Source organism: Brenneria corticis (assembly GCF_003115855.1).
In the GTDB taxonomy this organism is placed as follows: domain Bacteria; phylum Pseudomonadota; class Gammaproteobacteria; order Enterobacterales; family Enterobacteriaceae; genus Brenneria; species Brenneria corticis.
In genome coordinates this window covers 119311-137766 of the sequence record NZ_KZ819071.1, presented here as the reverse complement: position 1 = coordinate 137766, position 18456 = coordinate 119311, and the positions used below count along the sequence as shown (strand labels likewise).

The window sequence follows — 18456 nt, the reverse complement described above, 5'->3', positions numbered from 1 at the left end:
TGTTATGAAGATAATGTTCTGATTAAATTGGAAAAATCTTCTTTGATGTCGTGACTTTCCTCACGCAGCTGTTCGATTTTACGACAGGCGTGCAACACCGTGGTATGGTCGCGGCCACCAAACGCGTCGCCGATTTCCGGCAGGCTGTGGTTGGTCAGCTCTTTGGCCAGCGCCATCGCCATCTGGCGCGGGCGAGCCACCGAGCGGGAGCGGCGTTTGGACAATAAATCAGCAACCTTGATTTTATAGTATTCCGCCACCGTCTTCTGGATATTGTCGATAGTAACCAGTTTTTCCTGCAATGCCAGCAGATCGCGCAGCGCCTCGCGCACAAAATCAATGGTGATGGAGCGGCCGGTAAAATTGGCGTTGGCGATCACCCGGTTTAACGCCCCTTCCAGCTCGCGCACGTTGGAGCGCAGGCGCTTGGCGATAAAAAAAGCCACTTCTCCCGGCAGACGGATATCGTTCTCGTCGGCCTTTTTCATCAGGATCGCCACGCGCGTCTCCAGCTCCGGCGGCTCGATGGCCACCGTCAGCCCCCAGCCGAAACGCGACTTGAGGCGATCTTCCACGCCGTTGATCTCTTTCGGGTAGCGGTCCGAGGTCAGAATGATCTGCTGATTCCCTTCCAGCAGGGCGTTGAAGGTGTGGAAAAACTCTTCCTGCGAACGCTCTTTGTTGGCAAAAAACTGAATATCATCGATCAGCAGCGCATCCACCGAGCGGTAATAGCGTTTGAACTCTTCGATCGCATTATTCTGCAACGCTTTTACCATATCCTGCACAAAGCGCTCGGAGTGCATGTACACCACTTTCGCATTGGCTTTGCGGGCGATGATGCCGTTGCCCACCGCGTGCAGCAGGTGCGTTTTACCCAGGCCGGTGCCGCCGTACAGAAACAGGGGGTTATAGGCGCCGCCGGGGTTGTCGGCCACCTGACGGGCGGCGGCGCGCGCCAGCTGGTTCGACTTGCCCTCGACGAAGTTGTCAAAGGTATGCTTGGGATTCACATTGGAGCGATAGGTGTGCTCCGCCTGCACCGGGGATTTATCCCAGCTGGGTCGCACCGGCGCCGAACGTACCTGCGTCGCCGCGGCGACGCTGACATTGTTACTATTACTCTGCAGGTTAACCGGCTGGCTGATGGTCTGGAGCAGGGGTTTGCTGCCCACTTCAAAACGCAGCAGCGGGGCGTCCATCCCACAGAAATCATTTAACAAACCATTGATATTATTTAAATATTTATCACGAACCCAATCCAGAACGAAGCGATTAGGGGCGTAGAGCGCCAGAGTGTTATCACTCAGCTCCGCCTGTAACGGGCGTATCCACATACTGAATTCTGTGGCAGGTAACTCATCCTGCAAACGGGCAAGACACTGCTGCCAAAGCGAAAGTGACACGGCGGACTCCACTCGAACAAGAACGATCAAAAAGAAAAAAAGAATAAGAAACGTTATTTATATGACTCATGATTTTGGCGCCGACGTTAAGACAGCGCGCCGCGTAACGGTAGCGGCGACCGTTACGATCCTGACGGAGGATCGTTTTCAGGACTGCGGATCATAACCTAAAGACGACCAGAGATCTTCCCCTTCCGCACAGTTTTGATCTTTTTATCCACAGGACAATCTTATTGTCCATGACGGGGAAGGAAAGCGAAAGATCCTGCCGGCGATCGTTATTCCGGCGCCATTCCGGGGCGGTTTTTGGCTGCGCCGGATAACAGGATCCGATTATTATTAAGAATATCAATTACCTGTTTAACTAACGGATTTAGCGTCGCCGGGCGCGACCACAGGTAGTAAGCCACGTCCGGCAAACGCGGCAAATTTTCTTTCTCGCCGAGAATACGCAGATCCGGTCCCAGCAGCTCCACGTTGCGCGCGGTGATCCCCAGCCCGGCGCGCACCGCGGCCTTGATGCCGATCACCGTCGGCGCCAAAAACGACAGCCGCCACGGAATATGCTGTTGTTCCAGCGCCTGGATCGCGATACGGCGGAAAAGGCTGATCTCGTCCGCCAGGATCAGCGGCAGCGGCTGATGCGGGTTGAAAATATAATCCGCCGAACATAACCACACCGTGGGCGAACTGTGCAGCAGCATGCCCTCCAACGTATCGGATCCTCTGGTCGAGATCGCCAGATCGATATTGCCGCGCGTCAGATCTTCCATCAAAAACGGACTGCGCCCGACGTGGATCTCCATCTGAATACCGGGAAGAAAAGCGGAAATATGCCGCAACAGCCGCGGCAAAATATTATCGGCGATACCGTGCGGCGCGCCGATGCGCAGCGTGCCGACGGCCAGCGAGTGCTGCTGCAACGCCCCCATCACCTCATCGTTCAGCGAAAGCAGCTTACGCGCGTATAACAGCAGGGTATGCCCGTGTTCGGTCAGCTGCTTTTGCCGTCCCTGCCGTTCGAACAGCGCCTGGCCGGTATCCTCTTCCAGCCGTTTCATCTGCTGCGTTACCGCCGACTGGGTTTTACCCACCTGCAGCCCCGCCGCCGTGAAGGTGCCGCGTTCCACCACGGCGACCAGCGTGCGCAGCAGTTCCAAATCAAGATTGACCTGCATCCGGGTTCTCCTTTACTGCCGCGCGGTCTGGCGGGCGGCAAGGCGTTTAAGCACGGTGAGCGCCAGCAGGCTCATCAGCACCAGCACCACGGATAGCGCCGCGGCCACCGGAAAACGGCCGTCATCCATGGACATAAAAATCGCCACCGGCAACGTTTCCGTTCCCGGCACATACAACAGAATAGCAATACTAAGCTCGCGCAGCGCCACCGCGAAAGTCATCAGCCAGGCGGCCAGCACGCCGCTTTTTATCAGCGGGACGCCAATCGCCGTCAGCGTTCGCAGCCAGCCCGCGCCCGACATCCGCGCCGCCTCCTCCAGCTCCTGCGCCAGCTGTTTAACCGCCGAGCGCAAAAACACAAAGGCGAACGGAAAGCGCTGGGCGATAAACGCCAGGAAAAACAGCCACAGCGTGCCGTAGAGCGGCAAGGAGAAATCGCTGTAACCGATAACGAACCCCACCGCCAGCGCCAGACCGGGAAAGGCGAAGGTCAGGGTGCTGATAAAGACCAGCAGCCCCCGCCCCGGCAGCTGACTGCGTTCCACCAGCCAGACCACCACAATCGCCAGCAGCACCGCCACGCTGGCCGTCACCCCGGCCACCAGAAAACTGTTGGCGATCGCCTGCGGCACATAGCTGGAAGAGTCAAATAAAATCAAATAGTTGTCCAGCGTCAGGTTGGACCAGGTAAACGCGCCGCTCCACTGCAGCAGAAAAGAAGTCCGCAGCAGCACAAAGGCCGGCACAATCACCGACAGCCCGACCACCAGGCTGCACCAGCCGAACAGCAGCCAGCGCGCCTTGCCGAGCGCAATCCGATACTGACGCGAACTTTTGCCGCCGATTAACGTGTAACGTTTGTTGCCCAACAGGCTACGCTGGATCAGCAACCCCAGCGCGGTAAACAGGATAATCGGCGTGACCGCCGCCAGTTCAAACTGCGGCGGATAAGAAAACAGCTGATAGATCTTGGTGGTCAGGGTATGAAAACGTCCCCCGTTCGCCACCGCCGCCGCCGCGCCAAACGCCCCCATCGCATCCAGAAACACCAGCACCAGCGAGGAGAGCAGCGCCGGCATCACCAGCGGCAGGCCAATCTGTATCGACCCGCGCCAGGCCGATATTCCCGACATCTGCGCGGCCTCCTCGTAGGACGGATCCATATTTTCCAACGCCGCGCCGACCGCAAAAAACACCAGCGGATACAGGCTGGCGCTTAAAATAACAATCAACCCCTGCACGCTATAAATGTTGAAGCTGAACGGCAGGCCGATCGTATCCCGCAGCAGGACGTTCAGCATGCCAGCATTCGGCCCGAGCATCAGGATCCAGGCCACCGCCGCGATAAAGTTGGGCACCACAAACGCCACCATGGTCAGCGCCCGGAACACCTGCCCCCCCGGCATATTGGTGCGGGTCACGGCCCAGGCCATCGGCAGCGCCAGAACCGCGCAGATCGCGGTAACGGACCCGCTGACGATCAGCGAATTCACCAGCGCCGACAGCAGACCCGGCTCCGTGAGCACCCGCAGATAGTAGGCCAGCGTCCAGTTCCCCTGCGGATCATGCAGGCCGATATCAAAAATCACGCCGATCGGGTAGAGCACCAGCCAGCCGACGATCAGCGTCGCCAGCAAACCGATACTCCATTTCGGCCATTCCTGAGCGACGGCGACGACGCCGCGTCGCCAGCCGCGGATCCGCGCGCCGGCCGGGCGGGATTTATTGCAGGCCAAGGGCTCGTTCAAATTCACCGACATATTTTCCCCCTTCCACGCTGATCCGCTCGGCGCCAAAATATTTCACCGGTATAGAGGACAGGGCCGGCAATCCCGGCGGCGTTTCCGTAATGGTTTTGCGCGACGAGTGGACATTCAGGTGCGCGACAATCAGCTTCTGCGCCTTCTCCGACAGCAGCCAGCGCAGCAATAACTTCGCCCCCGCCGGATTCTTCGCCTGGCTCAGCACGCCGGTAGGATAATGCGCCAGCGCCACCCCTTCCTCCCACCAGATCAGCTTGATAGGCGCGCCGTCGTTGATCGCCCCGATGGCGCGATAGCCGGTCGACCCCCAGCTGATTAGCCGCTCGCCGGAGATAATGGCGTTAATCGCCGCCTCATTGCCGTTGGTCAGCAAAATTTCCAGCCCCGGCGCATAGCGCGCGATAAAATCCGGCCCGTTCGCCAGCACCACGTTCATCAGCGACGCGGCGTTGGTGCCGCCGCGCGTGGGGCGGGAAATGGCGATGGTGCCTTTCCAGCGCGCATCGGTAAGCTGTTTCAGCGAGGTAGGGGCCTGCTCCGGCGACAGCTTCTGGGTGTTATAGATCCCCGGCATCGGCGTGACGCCGATCGCGAACGAATACCCCTGGGGGTCGAACGTTTCCGGCAGTAAATCGGCGGTTTCCGGGACGTCGACCTTGGCGACATATCCCTGCTCGCGCCAGCGTAGAAAAGCGTCCGGCTCGCTGAGATTCACCAGGTCGAAACTGGTTTTATTGGCCCGCCGCTCAGCCTCCATCAACTGAATCAGCGGCCCGGTGGCGCGGCGCAGGTAGTTGACCTTAAGACCGGGGTACTCCGCTTCGAACGATTCCAGGATCACCTTGATATCCGCTTCACGCAGCGTGCCGCCAAAGCTGATCACCTTTTTTTCCTTCGCCTGGGCATACAGCGACTCCAGCGTTTCGGCGCCCAGCGCCGGCGTGCCGGCCAATAACGTTCCCGCCGCCAGCAACGCGGCGGCGCCTTTTTTCCAGTTGATAGTCATACGGATTCTCCGGTGAATGATGTCGTCTCAGGGATGTCGTTTTTACTGCCGGTGAACGGACCGGGCCTGCAAGCCGTCGTCCCGTCTTGCGGATCCAGTAGATGGCAATGCGCGGCGGCGGCGGACCAGTAGAGGGTCCGCTCCCGCCCGAATAGAGTCTGGTGACCGGTAACGGCGACGCGTAACGTCACTTCGCCGCTGCGGATTTCGTAGTCGGTACTGGCGCCGAGAAAGGTGTGACGCAGCGGTACGGCTGAAAACTGGTTTTCCTGCGGCGTCGGCTTATCGCTTAACAGGATATTTTCCGGGCGAATAAAGAAGGAAACCTCGCTCCCTTCAGGAGGAGGGTTATGGGGGCAAGAGACCCACAGCATTCCCACCCCGGGCAGCGCCACCCGCACCGCGCCGGGCCGGCGAGCGACCAGGCGGCCGCTGAGCAGATTGGCGGAACCGATAAAAGAGGCGACAAACCGGGTACGCGAATGGTGATATATCTCGTACGGCGTACCGATCTGTTCGATGCGCCCCTGATTAAGCACCGCGATGCGATCGGCCAGCGCCATCGCCTCCGTCTGATCGTGCGTGACATAAATGCTGGTGATACCCAGGGTTTTCAGTATGTTGCGGATCTCGAAACGCATCTGCTCGCGCAGGAACGCATCCAGATTGCTCAGCGGTTCATCGAACAGCAGAATTTGCGGCTCCAGCACCAGCGCCCGCGCCAGCGCGACCCGCTGCTGCTGGCCGCCGGACAGTTCGCCGGGGTAACGCCGGTGGTAATCGGTCATCCGCACCCGTTCCAGCGTCTCCATCACCCGCTGGGTAATCTGTGCGGCCGGGCGCTTCTGCAAACGCAGGCCCCAGGCAAGATTTTCAAATACCGTTTTATGCGGCCACACCGCGTAATGCTGAAAGACCATCGATAGCGCGCGTTTTTCCGGCGGCACCAGCGTGCCGTCCGATACCACTTCGCGATCGTTAATCAGTATTCGTCCGCTATCCGGCGTGACAAACCCGGCGATAGCGCGCAGCAGCGTCGTCTTGCCGCAGCCGCTGGGGCCGAGCAGCACGACAATCTCCCCGGACGCCACCTGTAGGGTCACATCGGCAACCACGTGCTGTTTACCATAAACTTTATTGATCTGTTCCAGGCGTAGCTGACTCATGGTTGTTTCCCTCCCGGAGGCTCGTCGCCGGCCGCCGGCGAGGCGGCCATACGATGTAAGAAAAGCTGTATAAACAACAAAATACCCACCTGCCGGCTCAGCTGTGCGGTCATCACCAGCGTCATATCCGCCCCGAGCGCCAACGCCAGCACCGATATTTCGGTGATGCCGCCGGGAATGACCGCCAGCAGCAGCGTCAGCAGCGACTGGTCCATCAGGGTCGTGCCCCCGGCCGCCGCGGCCAGCGTCAAGACAAACAGCAACAGCGCCCAGAATCCGGCGGCCACCAGCAGATCCCGCGTCGAGCCTTGCCGTAACCCGCTCAGCTTGCTTCCCGACACCAGGCCTATCACCATCTGGCATAGCGCCAGCAGCGCGGGAGAGGACGCCGGGGCGGTCAGACCCGCGGCGTGCACCCCGGCGCTCAATAGCAGCGGAAACAGCAATAGCCCAAGGCGAATACGCAACGCGCGCGCCATTAGGCCGCCGGCAAGCCCGCACGCCAGCAGCCATCCCGCCCCGGCCAGGGTCAAAGGGGTCGCCGGAACGGCGGCGAACTCCGCCGGCCGCTCGGCAATCGATGAAATCAGGCTGATCCCCGCCATGATCACCACAAAGCGCGTCAGGTGCGTGACCACTATCGCCCGGGTATCGGCCCCGACCTGGGTGCTGAACGTCAGCATTTCCGTCAGCCCGCCGGGGATGGCCGAGAAAAATGCGGTCCGGCGATCGAAATGCGCGTAACGACGAAAAAAACCGCTGCCGACCAGCAGCATCCCGCCGGTGTAGAGCAAAACCAGCGGCGTCAACAGCCAGAACTGCGCCAGACGGGAGAAAATATCGGGTGCGAACGAAGCGCCGATCAGCACCCCCAGCGTGATACGCGCCAGATCGCGCACCGCATCGTGAATGCGCCACGCCGGGCGGTAACGCTGCAACAGCGCGGCGCTTAACAGCGCCCCGAAAAACCATCCCAGCGGCATGCCGACATGGCTGAGCAACGCGCCGCTTAACCCGGCCGCCAGCAGGCATAACAATGAAAAAAACAGTCCGCCCGCCAGGGTATTCATTCCTGCCGGTCCCGTGCGGCGACAGGCGGGGATAGCAAGCGGAAACGCGTGCTGCCCTCGCGTTCAATTTGCGCCACCAGATCCTGCTCCCAGCGCAGGTAGGCGCGCATCGCCTCCTCACGGCGCTCGGGTTGCTCAAACGCTTTCAGCACCACGTCCACCGGCGGGTTGGCCAGATGCTCATCGCCACTGGCCAGCGGCAGTCGCGCGGCCTGCCAGGCGCGCGTTCCCCCGGCCAGCAGGCTGACCGGCGCCGTAACCAGCGCCGCCAGTTCCGTCAGCGCCAGCCTTGCCGTCAGCCCGTCCGGGCTGGTAAGGACATACTCCCGGGCCGGCGGAAGAGCGGTCAGCGCCTGCGCAAGGCGCGAGCGGATGGCAAACCAGGCGCCGGGAATGTGGCCCTGCCGATATTCACGGCTGGACGCCAGATCGATAACCACCACCCCCTCGTCCTCCTGACGGGACAACAGCTCAAACGGGCTGAGCAGCGCAGCCTGCGACTGCGGACCGGCAACGATTTCCGGGCTATCGCCGTACCAGTAGTCCGCCGGCGTCAGAGGGGCATCCAGCACAAAGACCTGGTCGAATCCCATCTGGCGCAGCCAGGAGGCGGTGGTATAGGCCCGCACGCCGTCGTCATCCGCCAAGACGATCCGCGCCCGGTGAACGGCGATAAAGGTATTGGTGGCCTGAATCAATTGACCGCCCTCGACGGAAAGAAACCCGCGTCGATGCCCCTGCCGGTACTCTTCGCCGCTGCGAACATCAAAGCGATAGAGGGTGCCGGCGCGGCTTTCCGCCTCCAGACGATGCAAGCCGGCCCGATCCAGCGTGACCACGCCGCTGCGCTGCGCCATCGTCCGCGCCGCCTGACGCGCCCAGCGCAACGCGGCCCGGTCGGGCGCATCCAGCCTATCCTGCTGACCGGCGACGGTGCGGTAGCCCGCCAGGTGCCATCCCTGCGTCCCGTTTTGCAACGACACCACCGGGTTGGCCAACCCGGCGTTAATCAAGGTTTGCGCCCCGATGATGCTGCGCGTGCGTCCGCCGCAATTTACCACCACCAGCGTATCCGGCGAGGTAACCCGTTGTTTAACGCGCAGAATTAGCTCCGCGCCCGGGCAGGAAACCGCGCCCGGTATGCCAATCCACTGATACTCGGCAAAGGTGCGGCTGTCGATAATCACCAGATCCTCACCCGCCGATATTTTTTCCTGTAGCCGCTGCGCGCTGATGTGAGGGGTCGCCAGAACGTGCTCGACGTATTCGCCGAACGCTTTACTGAACACATAGTTGCCGCGAACCAATTGCCATCCGGCCTGTCGCCAGCCCGCGACCCCGTCCGTCAGGCGGTAAAGCGTCCGATAGCCGTAGGCCATCAGCTTTTCCGCCGCCTGTTCCGCCAGGCCATTATCGTCATCCACCAGCACCAGCGGCACGCCCTTGCGCGGCAGTAGCCGCGTCAGCTGATTTTCCAGCCGGCTCAGCGGCAGATTCGTTGAACGCAGAAGATGGCCGCCGCCAAATTCCCCCTCCTCGCGGACGTCCAGTACCGCCAGTTCATCGCCGTTATCCAACCAGCGGCGCAGTTCCCCGGCGGGCAGAGAGACAAGCGTAATTGCCATAATTTTTCCTCGTAATCCGTCCTGAATCCGCAATTACCGCTGCCGTTCGCGCTGGGCGATTTTATCGAACAGATAGCCATAACCCCCTTCCCGGCTGAGCGTGCGCCGGGTCGGTTCCAGTTTGGGGATCACGTCTTTATCAAGGTTGGGGCCAAGGTTGACTTCGGCGCCGAACGTCTGGAACAGCCACTGCTGGTGATTGAGCGATTCGGCTTCAAACACGATGTTTTCCAGCCCGACCAGCTCCACGAGCCGGATCAAGCGTTCCGATTGCGGATTGGCGGCGTCAGGCCCCAGACACTGTTCGATCTGCGAACGTTCAAGAATGCAGAGCTCGCAGCCCGCATCGCGCATCGCCAGTATTTCCGTGGCGGCCTGTTGCACATCAAAAGCATCCGTCGGGTATTTTTCCCCTACTTCAAACAAGACTTTCAGCCCGGCGGCGCGCGCTTGGCGGATAGCCTCCAGCTTCTGTTGCAGGGTGAGCGTAATAATGTTTTCCGAGCACTCCACCGCCGTAAACCCCAGTTGCGCCAGCCGCTGGAATAAAGGTTGCGCGGCATTATCCAGCCACGCCATTTCGAACACGATCCCGCCGGGATTAACGTCAATGGCATGATGGCGATAAAGCTGGATCTTGCGCACCACAAGATCGCGCGGATCGTCGCGCATCAGCAGCACAAATAGATGACGGATCTTTATATAATCGATAAATTCTCCCACCGCCTCCATCCAGCTTTCCGCTTCGGCGTAACCCAGCCCCAGATCGCGCGCCAGCGTTAACCCAACGCGGCGCGGTTTCTCGCTACGGCCGGGGATACCAACAAAACTCAGTGCCCTGTTTGTCATGGTTGACTCTGCTTTTTTACGTGAACGAAAGATAATCGCAGGTATAGAGACAAACGATCGCCGGCACAAAGCAAAAAAAATGCTATCGATATGAGGATTTTTCAATCAGCGGGGAAATGGCGGCGTGGAAGAGGCGAAATAGGTTTTTATCGATTGAAATATAAGGTTTTTAATTTTTATCGCCGGCCAGAATCGGCCATGCAATATATTGGTTTTGCTAATGTGTTATCTGTTGCCGCTTATCTTTTATTATTTGCCGGCGGCGCGCGCAGGATCGTCGCAGGATCCTTGCGCTTTATCACAGAATCCGTATAATTCCCTGCCCGCGCGTCCACGCCTGTTTTCTGTGCTCGGCCAGACAGAAATCCAAAAATAATCGGCATGGCTGGCACGTAGCGCGTGATGTTAATTGACTCAGGACTGTACAATTATTACAATCCCGCCTCTTTCAGTTATATATGATTGTTATATGCGATTGAGGCGTCGGTCATTTTCACGCCGAGTAGCCAAACGCGTTTACTGTGAAGTCGTGTTTGTTCCCCGCGCAAGCTGGGATAAACCGTTAATTATCCAAGTTTAGGTAGAAATCGCCATGAAACGCACTTTCCAACCGTCCGTATTGAAGCGTAACCGTAGCCATGGTTTCCGTGCTCGTATGGCCACCAAAAATGGTCGTCAGGTTCTGGCCCGCCGTCGTGCGAAAGGCCGTACTCGTCTGTCCGTTTCCAAGTAATAAAAGCTAACCCACCGAGTGGTTAAGCTCGCTTTTCCCAGGGAGTTACGCTTGTTAACTCCCAGCCATTTCACTTTCGTCTTCCAGCAGCCGCAACGGGCTGGCACGCCGCAAATTACTATTCTCGGCCGCCTGAACACGCTGGGGCATCCCCGCATCGGTCTTACCGTCGCCAAAAAGCACGTTAAGCGTGCTCATGAACGCAATCGGATTAAACGCCTGACGCGCGAAAGCTTTCGCCTGCATCAACATTCATTGCCCGCGATGGATTTTGTGGTGATCGCCAAAAAAGGGGTGTCTGAACTGGATAACCGAACGTTGACGGAAGCGTTGGAAAAATTATGGCGTCGGCACTGTCGTTTGGCTCCCGCCTGCTGATCGGGTTGATACGCGGTTATCAACTCGTTATCAGTCCGTTACTTGGACCACATTGCCGGTTCCGGCCGACGTGTTCACAATACGGTATTGAGGCAATACGCAGGTTCGGCATGATAAAAGGCAGTTGGTTGACGCTTAAACGCGTATTAAAATGCCACCCTTTGAACCCTGGTGGTGATGATCCCGTACCGCCAAAAACCGACAATAACAGAGAACATTAACGATGGATTCGCAACGCAATCTTCTTCTCATCGCTCTGCTATTCGTAACCTTTATGATCTGGCAGGCCTGGGAAACGGACAAAAATCCGCCAGTGACCACGCAGGCCATACAGCAGGCGACGAATGCAGCCTCCGGCGATGCTACCAACCAGGGCGTACCCGCCAGCGGTCAGGGTCAACCGATCACGGTTAAAACCGACGTGCTGTCTCTGACCATCAATACCCGCGGCGGCGACATCGAGCAGGCGCACCTGCTGGCTTACCCGGATACGCTGGGTTCCGATAACCCTTTCCTGCTGCTGGAAACCTCGCCCGAGTTTGTCTACCAGGCGCAAAGCGGTCTGACCGGCAAAAACGGCCCGGACAATCCGGCTAACGGTCCGCGTCCATTGTATACCGTCGCTCAGGATCACTTCGAGCTGGCCGAGGGTCAAAACGAACTGCGCATTCCGCTGACCTATACCGCGGCCGACGGCGTGACTTATACCAAAACCTTTGTCCTGAAACGCGGCGATTACGCGCTGAACGTTGAATACGGCATCAATAACGCCAGCGCGCAGCCGCTGGAGCTGACCCTGTTCGGTCAGTTGAAGCAATCCGTCGAGTTGCCCAAGCACCGCGATACCGGCAGCAGCAACTTTGCGCTGCACACCTATCGCGGCGCGGCGTTCTCCTCCAGCGAAGATAAGTACAAGAAATACAGCTTCGGCGATATCACGGATGAGAACCTGAACATCACCACCAACGGCGGCTGGGTAGCCATGCTGCAGCAGTACTTCGCCACCGCCTGGATCCCCACTACCGCGGGGGCCAACACCTTCTATACCAGCAACCTCGGCAACGGGCAGGCGGCGATTGGCTTTAAAGCCGCGCCGGTTGTCGTTACCCCGGGCAGCCAGCAAAATCTGAACGCCACCCTGTGGGTCGGCCCGGAAATTCAGGACAAGATGGCCGCCGTCGCGCCGCATCTGGACCTGACCGTTGATTACGGCTGGCTGTGGTTTATTTCCCAGCCGCTGTTCAAACTGCTGAAATTCCTGCACGGCTTTATCGGCAACTGGGGCTTCTCCATTATCGCCATCACCTTTATCGTGCGCGGTATCATGTACCCGCTGACCAAGGCGCAGTACACCTCGATGGCGAAAATGCGCATGCTGCAGCCGAAGCTGACGGCGATGCGCGAGCGTATCGGCGACGACAAACAGCGCATGAGTCAGGAAATGATGGCGCTGTACAAGTCGGAGAAGGTAAACCCGCTGGGCGGCTGCTTCCCGCTGCTGATTCAGATGCCGATCTTCCTGGCGCTGTACTACATGCTGATGGGCTCCGTCGAACTGCGTCATGCGCCGTTCGCCCTGTGGATCCACGACCTGTCGGCGCAGGACCCGTACTACATTCTGCCGATCCTGATGGGCGTGACGATGTTCTTTATCCAGAAGATGTCGCCGACCACCGTCACCGACCCGATGCAGCAGAAGATCATGACTTATATGCCGGTGATTTTCACCGTGTTCTTCCTGTGGTTCCCGTCAGGTCTGGTGCTGTACTATATCGTCAGCAACCTGGTGACCATCATTCAGCAGCAGTTGATTTACCGTGGTCTGGAAAAACGGGGCTTGCACAGCCGCGAGAAAAAATAACCCCGGTGATGGACAATCATTGAGAATAAGGCGGTCAATGACCGCCTTTTTTTATAACCTGAGAGACAGAGACGACCATGAGCAATACCGACACCATCGTAGCCCAAGCCACGCCACCGGGACGCGGCGGGGTAGGTATTTTACGCGTATCCGGGCGGGCGGCGTCGGCCGTGGCGCAAGCCGTACTGGGCAAACTGCCCCGGCCGCGCCACGCGGACTATCTGCCCTTTCGCGATAGCGACGGCACGCCTCTCGATCAGGGCATCGCCCTGTGGTTTCCCGGCCCCAACTCCTTCACCGGCGAAGACGTGCTGGAGCTGCAGGGACACGGCGGCCCGGTGATTCTCGATTTGCTGCTGCAACGTATTCTGGCCCTGCCGGAGGTGCGTATCGCGCGCCCCGGCGAGTTCTCCGAACGCGCCTTCCTGAACGACAAACTCGACCTGGCGCAGGCGGAAGCCATCGCCGACCTGATTGACGCCAGCTCCGAACAGGCCGCCCGCTCGGCGCTTAATTCGCTGCAGGGGGCTTTTTCGGCGCGCATCAACCATCTGGTGGAAGCGCTTACTCACCTGAGAATCTACGTTGAAGCGGCGATTGATTTTCCAGATGAGGAAATTGATTTTCTCTCCGACGGCAAAATTGAAGGTCAGCTCAACAACGTGATGGCCGACCTGGACGCGGTGCGCGCCGAAGCCCATCAGGGCAGCCTGCTGCGTGAAGGCATGAAGGTGGTGATCGCCGGGCGGCCCAACGCCGGGAAATCCAGCCTGCTCAACGCGTTGGCCGGGCGGGAAGCGGCGATCGTCACCGATATCGCCGGCACCACCCGCGACGTGCTGCGCGAACATATTCATATCGACGGTATGCCGCTGCATATCATTGATACCGCGGGCCTGCGCGACGCCAATGACGAGGTTGAGCGCATCGGCATCGAACGCGCCTGGCAGGAAATAGAACAGGCCGACCGGGTGCTGTTTATGGTCGACGGCACCACCACTCAAGCCGTGGAGCCCGCGGCCATATGGCCTGAATTTATGGCTCGGCTGCCGAAAACCTTGCCGATTACCGTGGTGCGCAATAAAGCCGACATCACCGGCGAACCGCTGGGGCTTGAAAACGTAAGTGATTACTCACTTATTCGCCTCTCGGCGCGCACCGGAGACGGAGTTGAGACATTGCGCGAGTATCTCAAGCAAAGCATGGGATTCACCAGCAGCACAGAGGGCGGCTTCCTGGCGCGCCGTCGCCATCTGCAAGCGCTGGAACAGGCGGCGCAACATCTGATCCAGGGCAAAGAACAGTTAGTGAGCGCTTACGCCGGAGAGCTATTGGCAGAGGAACTGCGCCTGGCGCAACAGGCATTGAGCGAAATCACCGGCGAATTCACCTCCGACGACCTGCTGGGAAGGATTTTCTCCAGCTTCTGCATCGGCAAGTAACGCTGAGTCTGTAAGCGTCCACTCACTTCCACTGATCCCGCATAGCTGACTGTTATGCGGGATTTTTTGTTCTATTGGCGGCTATTCTCTTGCGCTGAGAGCCAGTACAGCACCGGCAATTTTTCTGTTTCTGCTTTGGGGGAAGATAAACGCCAACGTTTATGTCACAGTTGAGGGATTGCGAATAATGCCGGTACACGTTTTGCCAGCAACCAAAGCTGGCATGTTTTTCAATGAGTTCCATCAGCCATTGTCTCATGGTTAATTCCCCTGACCGAGGTCAGGGGAGGTATCTGGTTATCCAGACGTCAGATGAACGTGTAGGCCGTGATTTTGTTACCTGCCGGATCACGCAGGTAGGCAGCATAGGCGCCGGGCAAATGGCCGCGCGGCCCTGGCTGCCCTTCGTCAGTACCACCATGAGCAAGACCTGCGGCATGGAAAGCGTCAACCTCTCCCTGACTTGCTGCAGCGAAGCCGATAGTCACACCATTGCCTGAAGGCGCTTCACCGTTTCCTGGACGCGCAATAATGAATGCCGGCTTTTCGCGACCATAGAGCACTCAGCCATTGCCAAAAGGCCCGAGATTTTTGATGCCAAGAGTACCCAGAACGGCATCATAAAACGCGGCGGATTTTTCGACATTCGACGCGCCGATGAATACATGAGAAAAAATGCCGTCGCCAGAAATTACAGGTGTTGCCATAATTAACTTCCTTCTGTTTTGGTCTCTTCAAAACCCGGTGGAACTCAGTAATGAATCACCGTCCGGATGGATTTACCTTCATGCATCAGCTCAAAGGCCTCATTAATTTCATCTAGCATCATCGTATGGGTCACAAACGGCTCAAGCTCGATGTCGCCCTTCATTGCATCCTCAACCATGCCGGGCAGCTGCGTGCGGCCTTTTACTCCACCAAAAGCGGAACCTTTCCATACCCTGCCGGTTACCAGTTGGAAAGGACGGGTGGAAATCTCCTGCCCGGCACCCGCCACGCCGATAACCACTGACTGACCCCAGCCCCGGTGAGCACTTTCCAGTGCTGCACGCATGACGTTAACGTTACCGATACATTCAAAGGTATGATCAATACCCCACTTGTTGATATCCAGAAGAACATCCTTAATCGGTTTGTCATGATCGTTCGGATTAATGCAGTCGGTGGCGCCGAACCGTCGGGCCAGGTCAAATTTTGTCGGGTTGGTATCGATAGCGATGATACGTCCCGCTTTTGCCTGACGGGCCCCCTGGACTGCAGCCAGACCAATCGCGCCAAGACCAAAAATGGCAACAGAATCACCCGGCTGCACTTTTGCCGTGTTGTGGACGGCGCCAATACCGGTAGTCACCCCACATCCCAGTAGACAGACATGCTCATGGTTTGCCGCCGGATTAATTTTTGCCAGAGAAACCTCGGCCACTACGGTGTATTCACTGAAGGTTGAGCATCCCATATAGTGGTAAAGTGGCTGGCCGTTGTAAGAAAAACGGGTTGTACCGTCAGGCATCAGACCCTTACCCTGAGTCTCACGAACCGATACGCAGAGGTTGGTTTTCCCGGACTGACAGAACTCACACTCTCCGCATTCTGCGGTGTAAAGCGGAATAACATGATCACCCGGCTTGACGCTGGTAACACCTTCCCCCACTTCAACAACGACTCCGGCCCCTTCGTGCCCAAGCACAACAGGGAAAACACCCTCTGGGTCATTACCGGAGAGGGTAAATGCATCGGTATGGCAGACACCAGTGTGGGTGTTTTTAATCAGCACCTCGCCTTTTTTTGGTGGTGCAACATCAATTTCAACAATTTCCAGGGGCTTCCCCGGTGCAAATGCAACGGCGGCACGTGATTTCATGTGTAGTTGTTCCTCAATGTGGTAATGGTTTCAGCTATTTAAGATAGGCACGAACCAGTTCAATCGTATCGTCAACCGATTTACTGACTTCGTGGCTGTAGCTGTCATTCTGGTCAAAGGTTTCACGTATGTGGCTCTCGAGAACCTCCGCCATCAGTCCGTTAGCCGCACCACGGACGGCGGCTATCTGCTGGAGAACGGAACGGCATTCAGCACCATTTTCAAGCGCTCTTTCCAGGGCATCAATCTGACCGCGAATACGGCGAACCCGGGTGAGAACCTTTTTTTTCTCTTGCGGAGTACTGGGCATTTGTTACCTCCTCATTTTCGACTTTATATACTATAGGGGAGTATATATTACATGTCAACACATACTCCCCTATAGTATAGAAGGCGTAAAAGAGTGCAAATATCTCCAAAACCGAATTGTTCACGTGATGCAGGAACCAGTTGGATATCAATATCGGGGGATGCAGACAGAAAGGAGCTCTGCCTGCAAAACAAGAGATATATACGAAGTTCGGGGGACATGACGACTGCCCAGAGGCTGTGGACATTATGCGGCGCGCCGGCGTCTAGGACGCGCGCCGTGCGGATATCTGGACGATGCAGGAAGAGCACTTCGATACGCTGCTGATGCTGGGCCCCCCTTCCGGGGGCTGAATATTGATGCAGACACGCTATGCGCTATCGCCCACCGCTCCGGCTGGCAAACCGATATTGTGTCGCAGCAAGCTGATGGTCGCTATCTGGCGCGACGGTTTACTCGCTGGAAAACACGCATCGGAATCTGAAAAACTATGAGATTCAATACATTATTCATGATGCATTTTTTGTGTCCATAAACGTGTCCATCACATAAAAACGGACCACTAGATACCATTATAAATCAAACAGATAAAACTATATTCCCGCTTCTGCATCGGACGCACAAGATAAACTAGTAAAAGGTAACACCTTGTACTCCTTGTGAGGCCAGTATCATGTCAACATCAAGCACCACACTCAAAATCGACGACAGCCTTAAAGAACGAGTTAAAAAACTGGCGGCTTCTCGCGATCGTAGCCCGCATTATCTGATGATTGCCGCTATCACTCAATATATTGAACGTGAAGAGGCGCGCGAAAGCTTTAAGCAGGAAGCGCTTGATTCCTGGCGTGAATATCAGGAAACCGGCTTGCATCTGACTGGTGATGAAGTCAAAACCTGGCTGCGTGGTTGGGGAACGGAAGCGGAAACGGATATTCCTGTAGAGTTATAAGCATCTTCCGTTTTATATCCATAATTGTGCCCGCCATACAAAAATACAATTGTAAATCAATCAGATGTCCGCGTTTCCTAGCCTCTATACTTATCGAGGTGCTGCCGAGCAGGCGCAAGAAAGAACAAGGCTTCGACGCAGCAACCGGCCAGGAGCGCGGCCAGCTCAAGCGCATGTTTGACTATGTGCGATCTGTGGCCTGATCCAGAGCAACCACGTCATGGCCTTGCCGATGCGGCATGTCTGCCGCGCGTCGCCCGTGACTTTAGAGCAAAGGAACGATGCCGTTCGCGCCTTGCCGTGCATTTTTGATCGCCGATGATTATCACACACTGATACAATCATCGGGCAACCGTGCTGTGGAGACGGCGCATGTCATTGAGGAACTGATCCAGATGGCCAAGCACTTCCAAGCAGCGCTGGAGCGCGAAGCGGCTCTGGGGCTGACCCTGGACGAAATCGCCTTCTACGACGCCTTGGTCAATAATGAAAGCGCCGTGCGAGAATTGGGCGACTACCCCCTCAAGAAGATCACCGAAAAGCTACGCAACAGCACCACCGTGGACTGGCAGGTGCGTGATGCGGATTCTGTTGCGGCGCACACTGAAAATGGAAGTACCCGCCAGCGCTACACTTTCCCCCACCGAAAACAAATATATCTCCGCTCAGGCCTGTCATTATGCAGCGTTCAGCGGATAGTATAATCTCCGTGATCCCTGGGCGGTTCAGTTGGTTACATTTCGATGGAAACCTAAATGGTAAGTACCGAAAAGAATATTGAAAGCTTCATCTGGCATGAATCGAAGCGACGAATACCTAGAGAATGCTGGGTTAATACTTTAGGCTGGATGCGAA

General features: G+C 57.4%; 17 protein-coding genes and 3 pseudogenes. 8 read left to right on the top strand and 12 right to left on the bottom strand.

Going from position 1 to position 18456, the window contains the following annotated elements:
- Positions 1-2 precede the first annotated feature (2 nt).
- The 8 genes from dnaA to DDT56_RS00640 all read right to left on the bottom strand — a co-directional run bounded on the left by dnaA (position 3) and on the right by DDT56_RS00640 (position 10064).
- Complete coding sequence (dnaA, locus tag DDT56_RS00675; protein ID WP_136164591.1) at positions 3-1406, bottom strand: chromosomal replication initiator protein DnaA; 1404 nt, start codon at positions 1404-1406, stop codon at positions 3-5.
- 278 nt (positions 1407-1684) lie between these two features.
- The gene (locus DDT56_RS00670) at positions 1685-2584 is read right to left on the bottom strand and encodes a LysR substrate-binding domain-containing protein (protein WP_136164590.1); all 900 of its coding nucleotides are present in this window, start codon (positions 2582-2584) and stop codon (positions 1685-1687) included.
- A 12-nt stretch (positions 2585-2596) separates the two neighbouring features.
- A complete protein-coding gene (locus DDT56_RS00665; protein ID WP_136164589.1) occupies positions 2597-4345 on the bottom strand; it encodes an ABC transporter permease in 1749 nt (582 codons plus the stop codon).
- Positions 4308-5354: an ABC transporter substrate-binding protein gene (locus tag DDT56_RS00660; RefSeq protein WP_136164588.1), complete on the bottom strand. Its 1047-nt coding sequence runs from the start codon at positions 5352-5354 to the stop codon at positions 4308-4310. Before DDT56_RS00660 ends, DDT56_RS00665 begins: the two co-directional genes overlap by 38 nt.
- Positions 5351-6520, bottom strand: a complete 1170-nt coding sequence (locus DDT56_RS00655) for an ABC transporter ATP-binding protein (protein ID WP_136164587.1) — start codon at positions 6518-6520, stop codon at positions 5351-5353. The genes DDT56_RS00660 and DDT56_RS00655 overlap by 4 nt, the downstream gene beginning before the upstream one ends.
- The gene (locus DDT56_RS00650; protein WP_136164586.1) at positions 6517-7590 is read right to left on the bottom strand and encodes an AbrB family transcriptional regulator; all 1074 of its coding nucleotides are present in this window, start codon (positions 7588-7590) and stop codon (positions 6517-6519) included. Before DDT56_RS00650 ends, DDT56_RS00655 begins: the two co-directional genes overlap by 4 nt.
- Complete coding sequence (locus DDT56_RS00645; RefSeq protein WP_136164585.1) at positions 7587-9215, bottom strand: rhodanese-like domain-containing protein; 1629 nt, start codon at positions 9213-9215, stop codon at positions 7587-7589. Before DDT56_RS00645 ends, DDT56_RS00650 begins: the two co-directional genes overlap by 4 nt.
- Before the next feature lie 33 nt (positions 9216-9248).
- Positions 9249-10064 carry a phosphosulfolactate synthase gene (locus tag DDT56_RS00640; protein ID WP_136164584.1) on the bottom strand — a complete coding sequence of 272 codons (816 nt, stop codon included), beginning with the start codon at positions 10062-10064 and terminating at the stop codon, positions 9249-9251.
- A gap of 90 nt (positions 10065-10154) precedes the next feature.
- Between DDT56_RS00640 and DDT56_RS00635 the strand changes: the two genes are divergently transcribed.
- From DDT56_RS00635 to mnmE, 6 genes are all read left to right on the top strand, one after another.
- Positions 10155-10379 (top strand): hypothetical protein, encoded by a 225-nt coding sequence (locus DDT56_RS00635; protein ID WP_136164583.1) that lies wholly within the window; start codon positions 10155-10157, stop codon positions 10377-10379.
- A gap of 277 nt (positions 10380-10656) precedes the next feature.
- The gene (rpmH, locus tag DDT56_RS00630; RefSeq protein ID WP_005976668.1) at positions 10657-10797 is read left to right on the top strand and encodes a 50S ribosomal protein L34; all 141 of its coding nucleotides are present in this window, start codon (positions 10657-10659) and stop codon (positions 10795-10797) included.
- A gap of 18 nt (positions 10798-10815) precedes the next feature.
- The gene (gene rnpA, locus DDT56_RS00625; protein WP_009115146.1) at positions 10816-11175 is read left to right on the top strand and encodes a ribonuclease P protein component; all 360 of its coding nucleotides are present in this window, start codon (positions 10816-10818) and stop codon (positions 11173-11175) included.
- Positions 11139-11396: a membrane protein insertion efficiency factor YidD gene (gene yidD, locus DDT56_RS00620; protein WP_009115145.1), complete on the top strand. Its 258-nt coding sequence runs from the start codon at positions 11139-11141 to the stop codon at positions 11394-11396. Before rnpA ends, yidD begins: the two co-directional genes overlap by 37 nt.
- Positions 11397-11398: 2 nt before the next feature.
- Entirely contained in the window at positions 11399-13036 is a 1638-nt protein-coding gene (gene yidC, locus DDT56_RS00615; RefSeq protein ID WP_136164582.1) for a membrane protein insertase YidC, read from the top strand.
- A gap of 77 nt (positions 13037-13113) precedes the next feature.
- On the top strand, positions 13114-14478 hold the full coding sequence (mnmE, locus tag DDT56_RS00610) for a tRNA uridine-5-carboxymethylaminomethyl(34) synthesis GTPase MnmE (protein ID WP_136164581.1): 1365 nt from the start codon (positions 13114-13116) through the stop codon (positions 14476-14478).
- A 95-nt stretch (positions 14479-14573) separates the two neighbouring features.
- Here the strand turns inward: mnmE and DDT56_RS00605 are convergent.
- The 4 genes and pseudogenes from DDT56_RS00605 to frmR all read right to left on the bottom strand — a co-directional run.
- A pseudogene (locus tag DDT56_RS00605) lies at positions 14574-14722 on the bottom strand (alpha/beta hydrolase-fold protein); the annotation flags it as partial.
- A 64-nt stretch (positions 14723-14786) separates the two neighbouring features.
- Positions 14787-15185, bottom strand: a pseudogene (locus DDT56_RS00600) (VOC family protein).
- A gap of 44 nt (positions 15186-15229) precedes the next feature.
- A complete protein-coding gene (frmA, locus tag DDT56_RS00595; protein ID WP_136164580.1) occupies positions 15230-16339 on the bottom strand; it encodes an S-(hydroxymethyl)glutathione dehydrogenase in 1110 nt (369 codons plus the stop codon).
- A gap of 34 nt (positions 16340-16373) precedes the next feature.
- Entirely contained in the window at positions 16374-16649 is a 276-nt protein-coding gene (frmR, locus tag DDT56_RS00590) for a formaldehyde-responsive transcriptional repressor FrmR (protein WP_136164579.1), read from the bottom strand.
- A 673-nt stretch (positions 16650-17322) separates the two neighbouring features.
- On the opposite strand from frmR, the gene DDT56_RS00585 reads away from it, so the two are divergent.
- Positions 17323-17601: a CopG family ribbon-helix-helix protein gene (locus DDT56_RS00585; protein WP_136164578.1), complete on the top strand. Its 279-nt coding sequence runs from the start codon at positions 17323-17325 to the stop codon at positions 17599-17601.
- Positions 17602-17948: 347 nt separating this feature from the next.
- Positions 17949-18183: pseudogene (locus tag DDT56_RS24695) on the top strand (type I restriction enzyme endonuclease domain-containing protein); the annotation flags it as partial.
- Between the last annotated feature and the right edge of the window lie 273 nt (positions 18184-18456).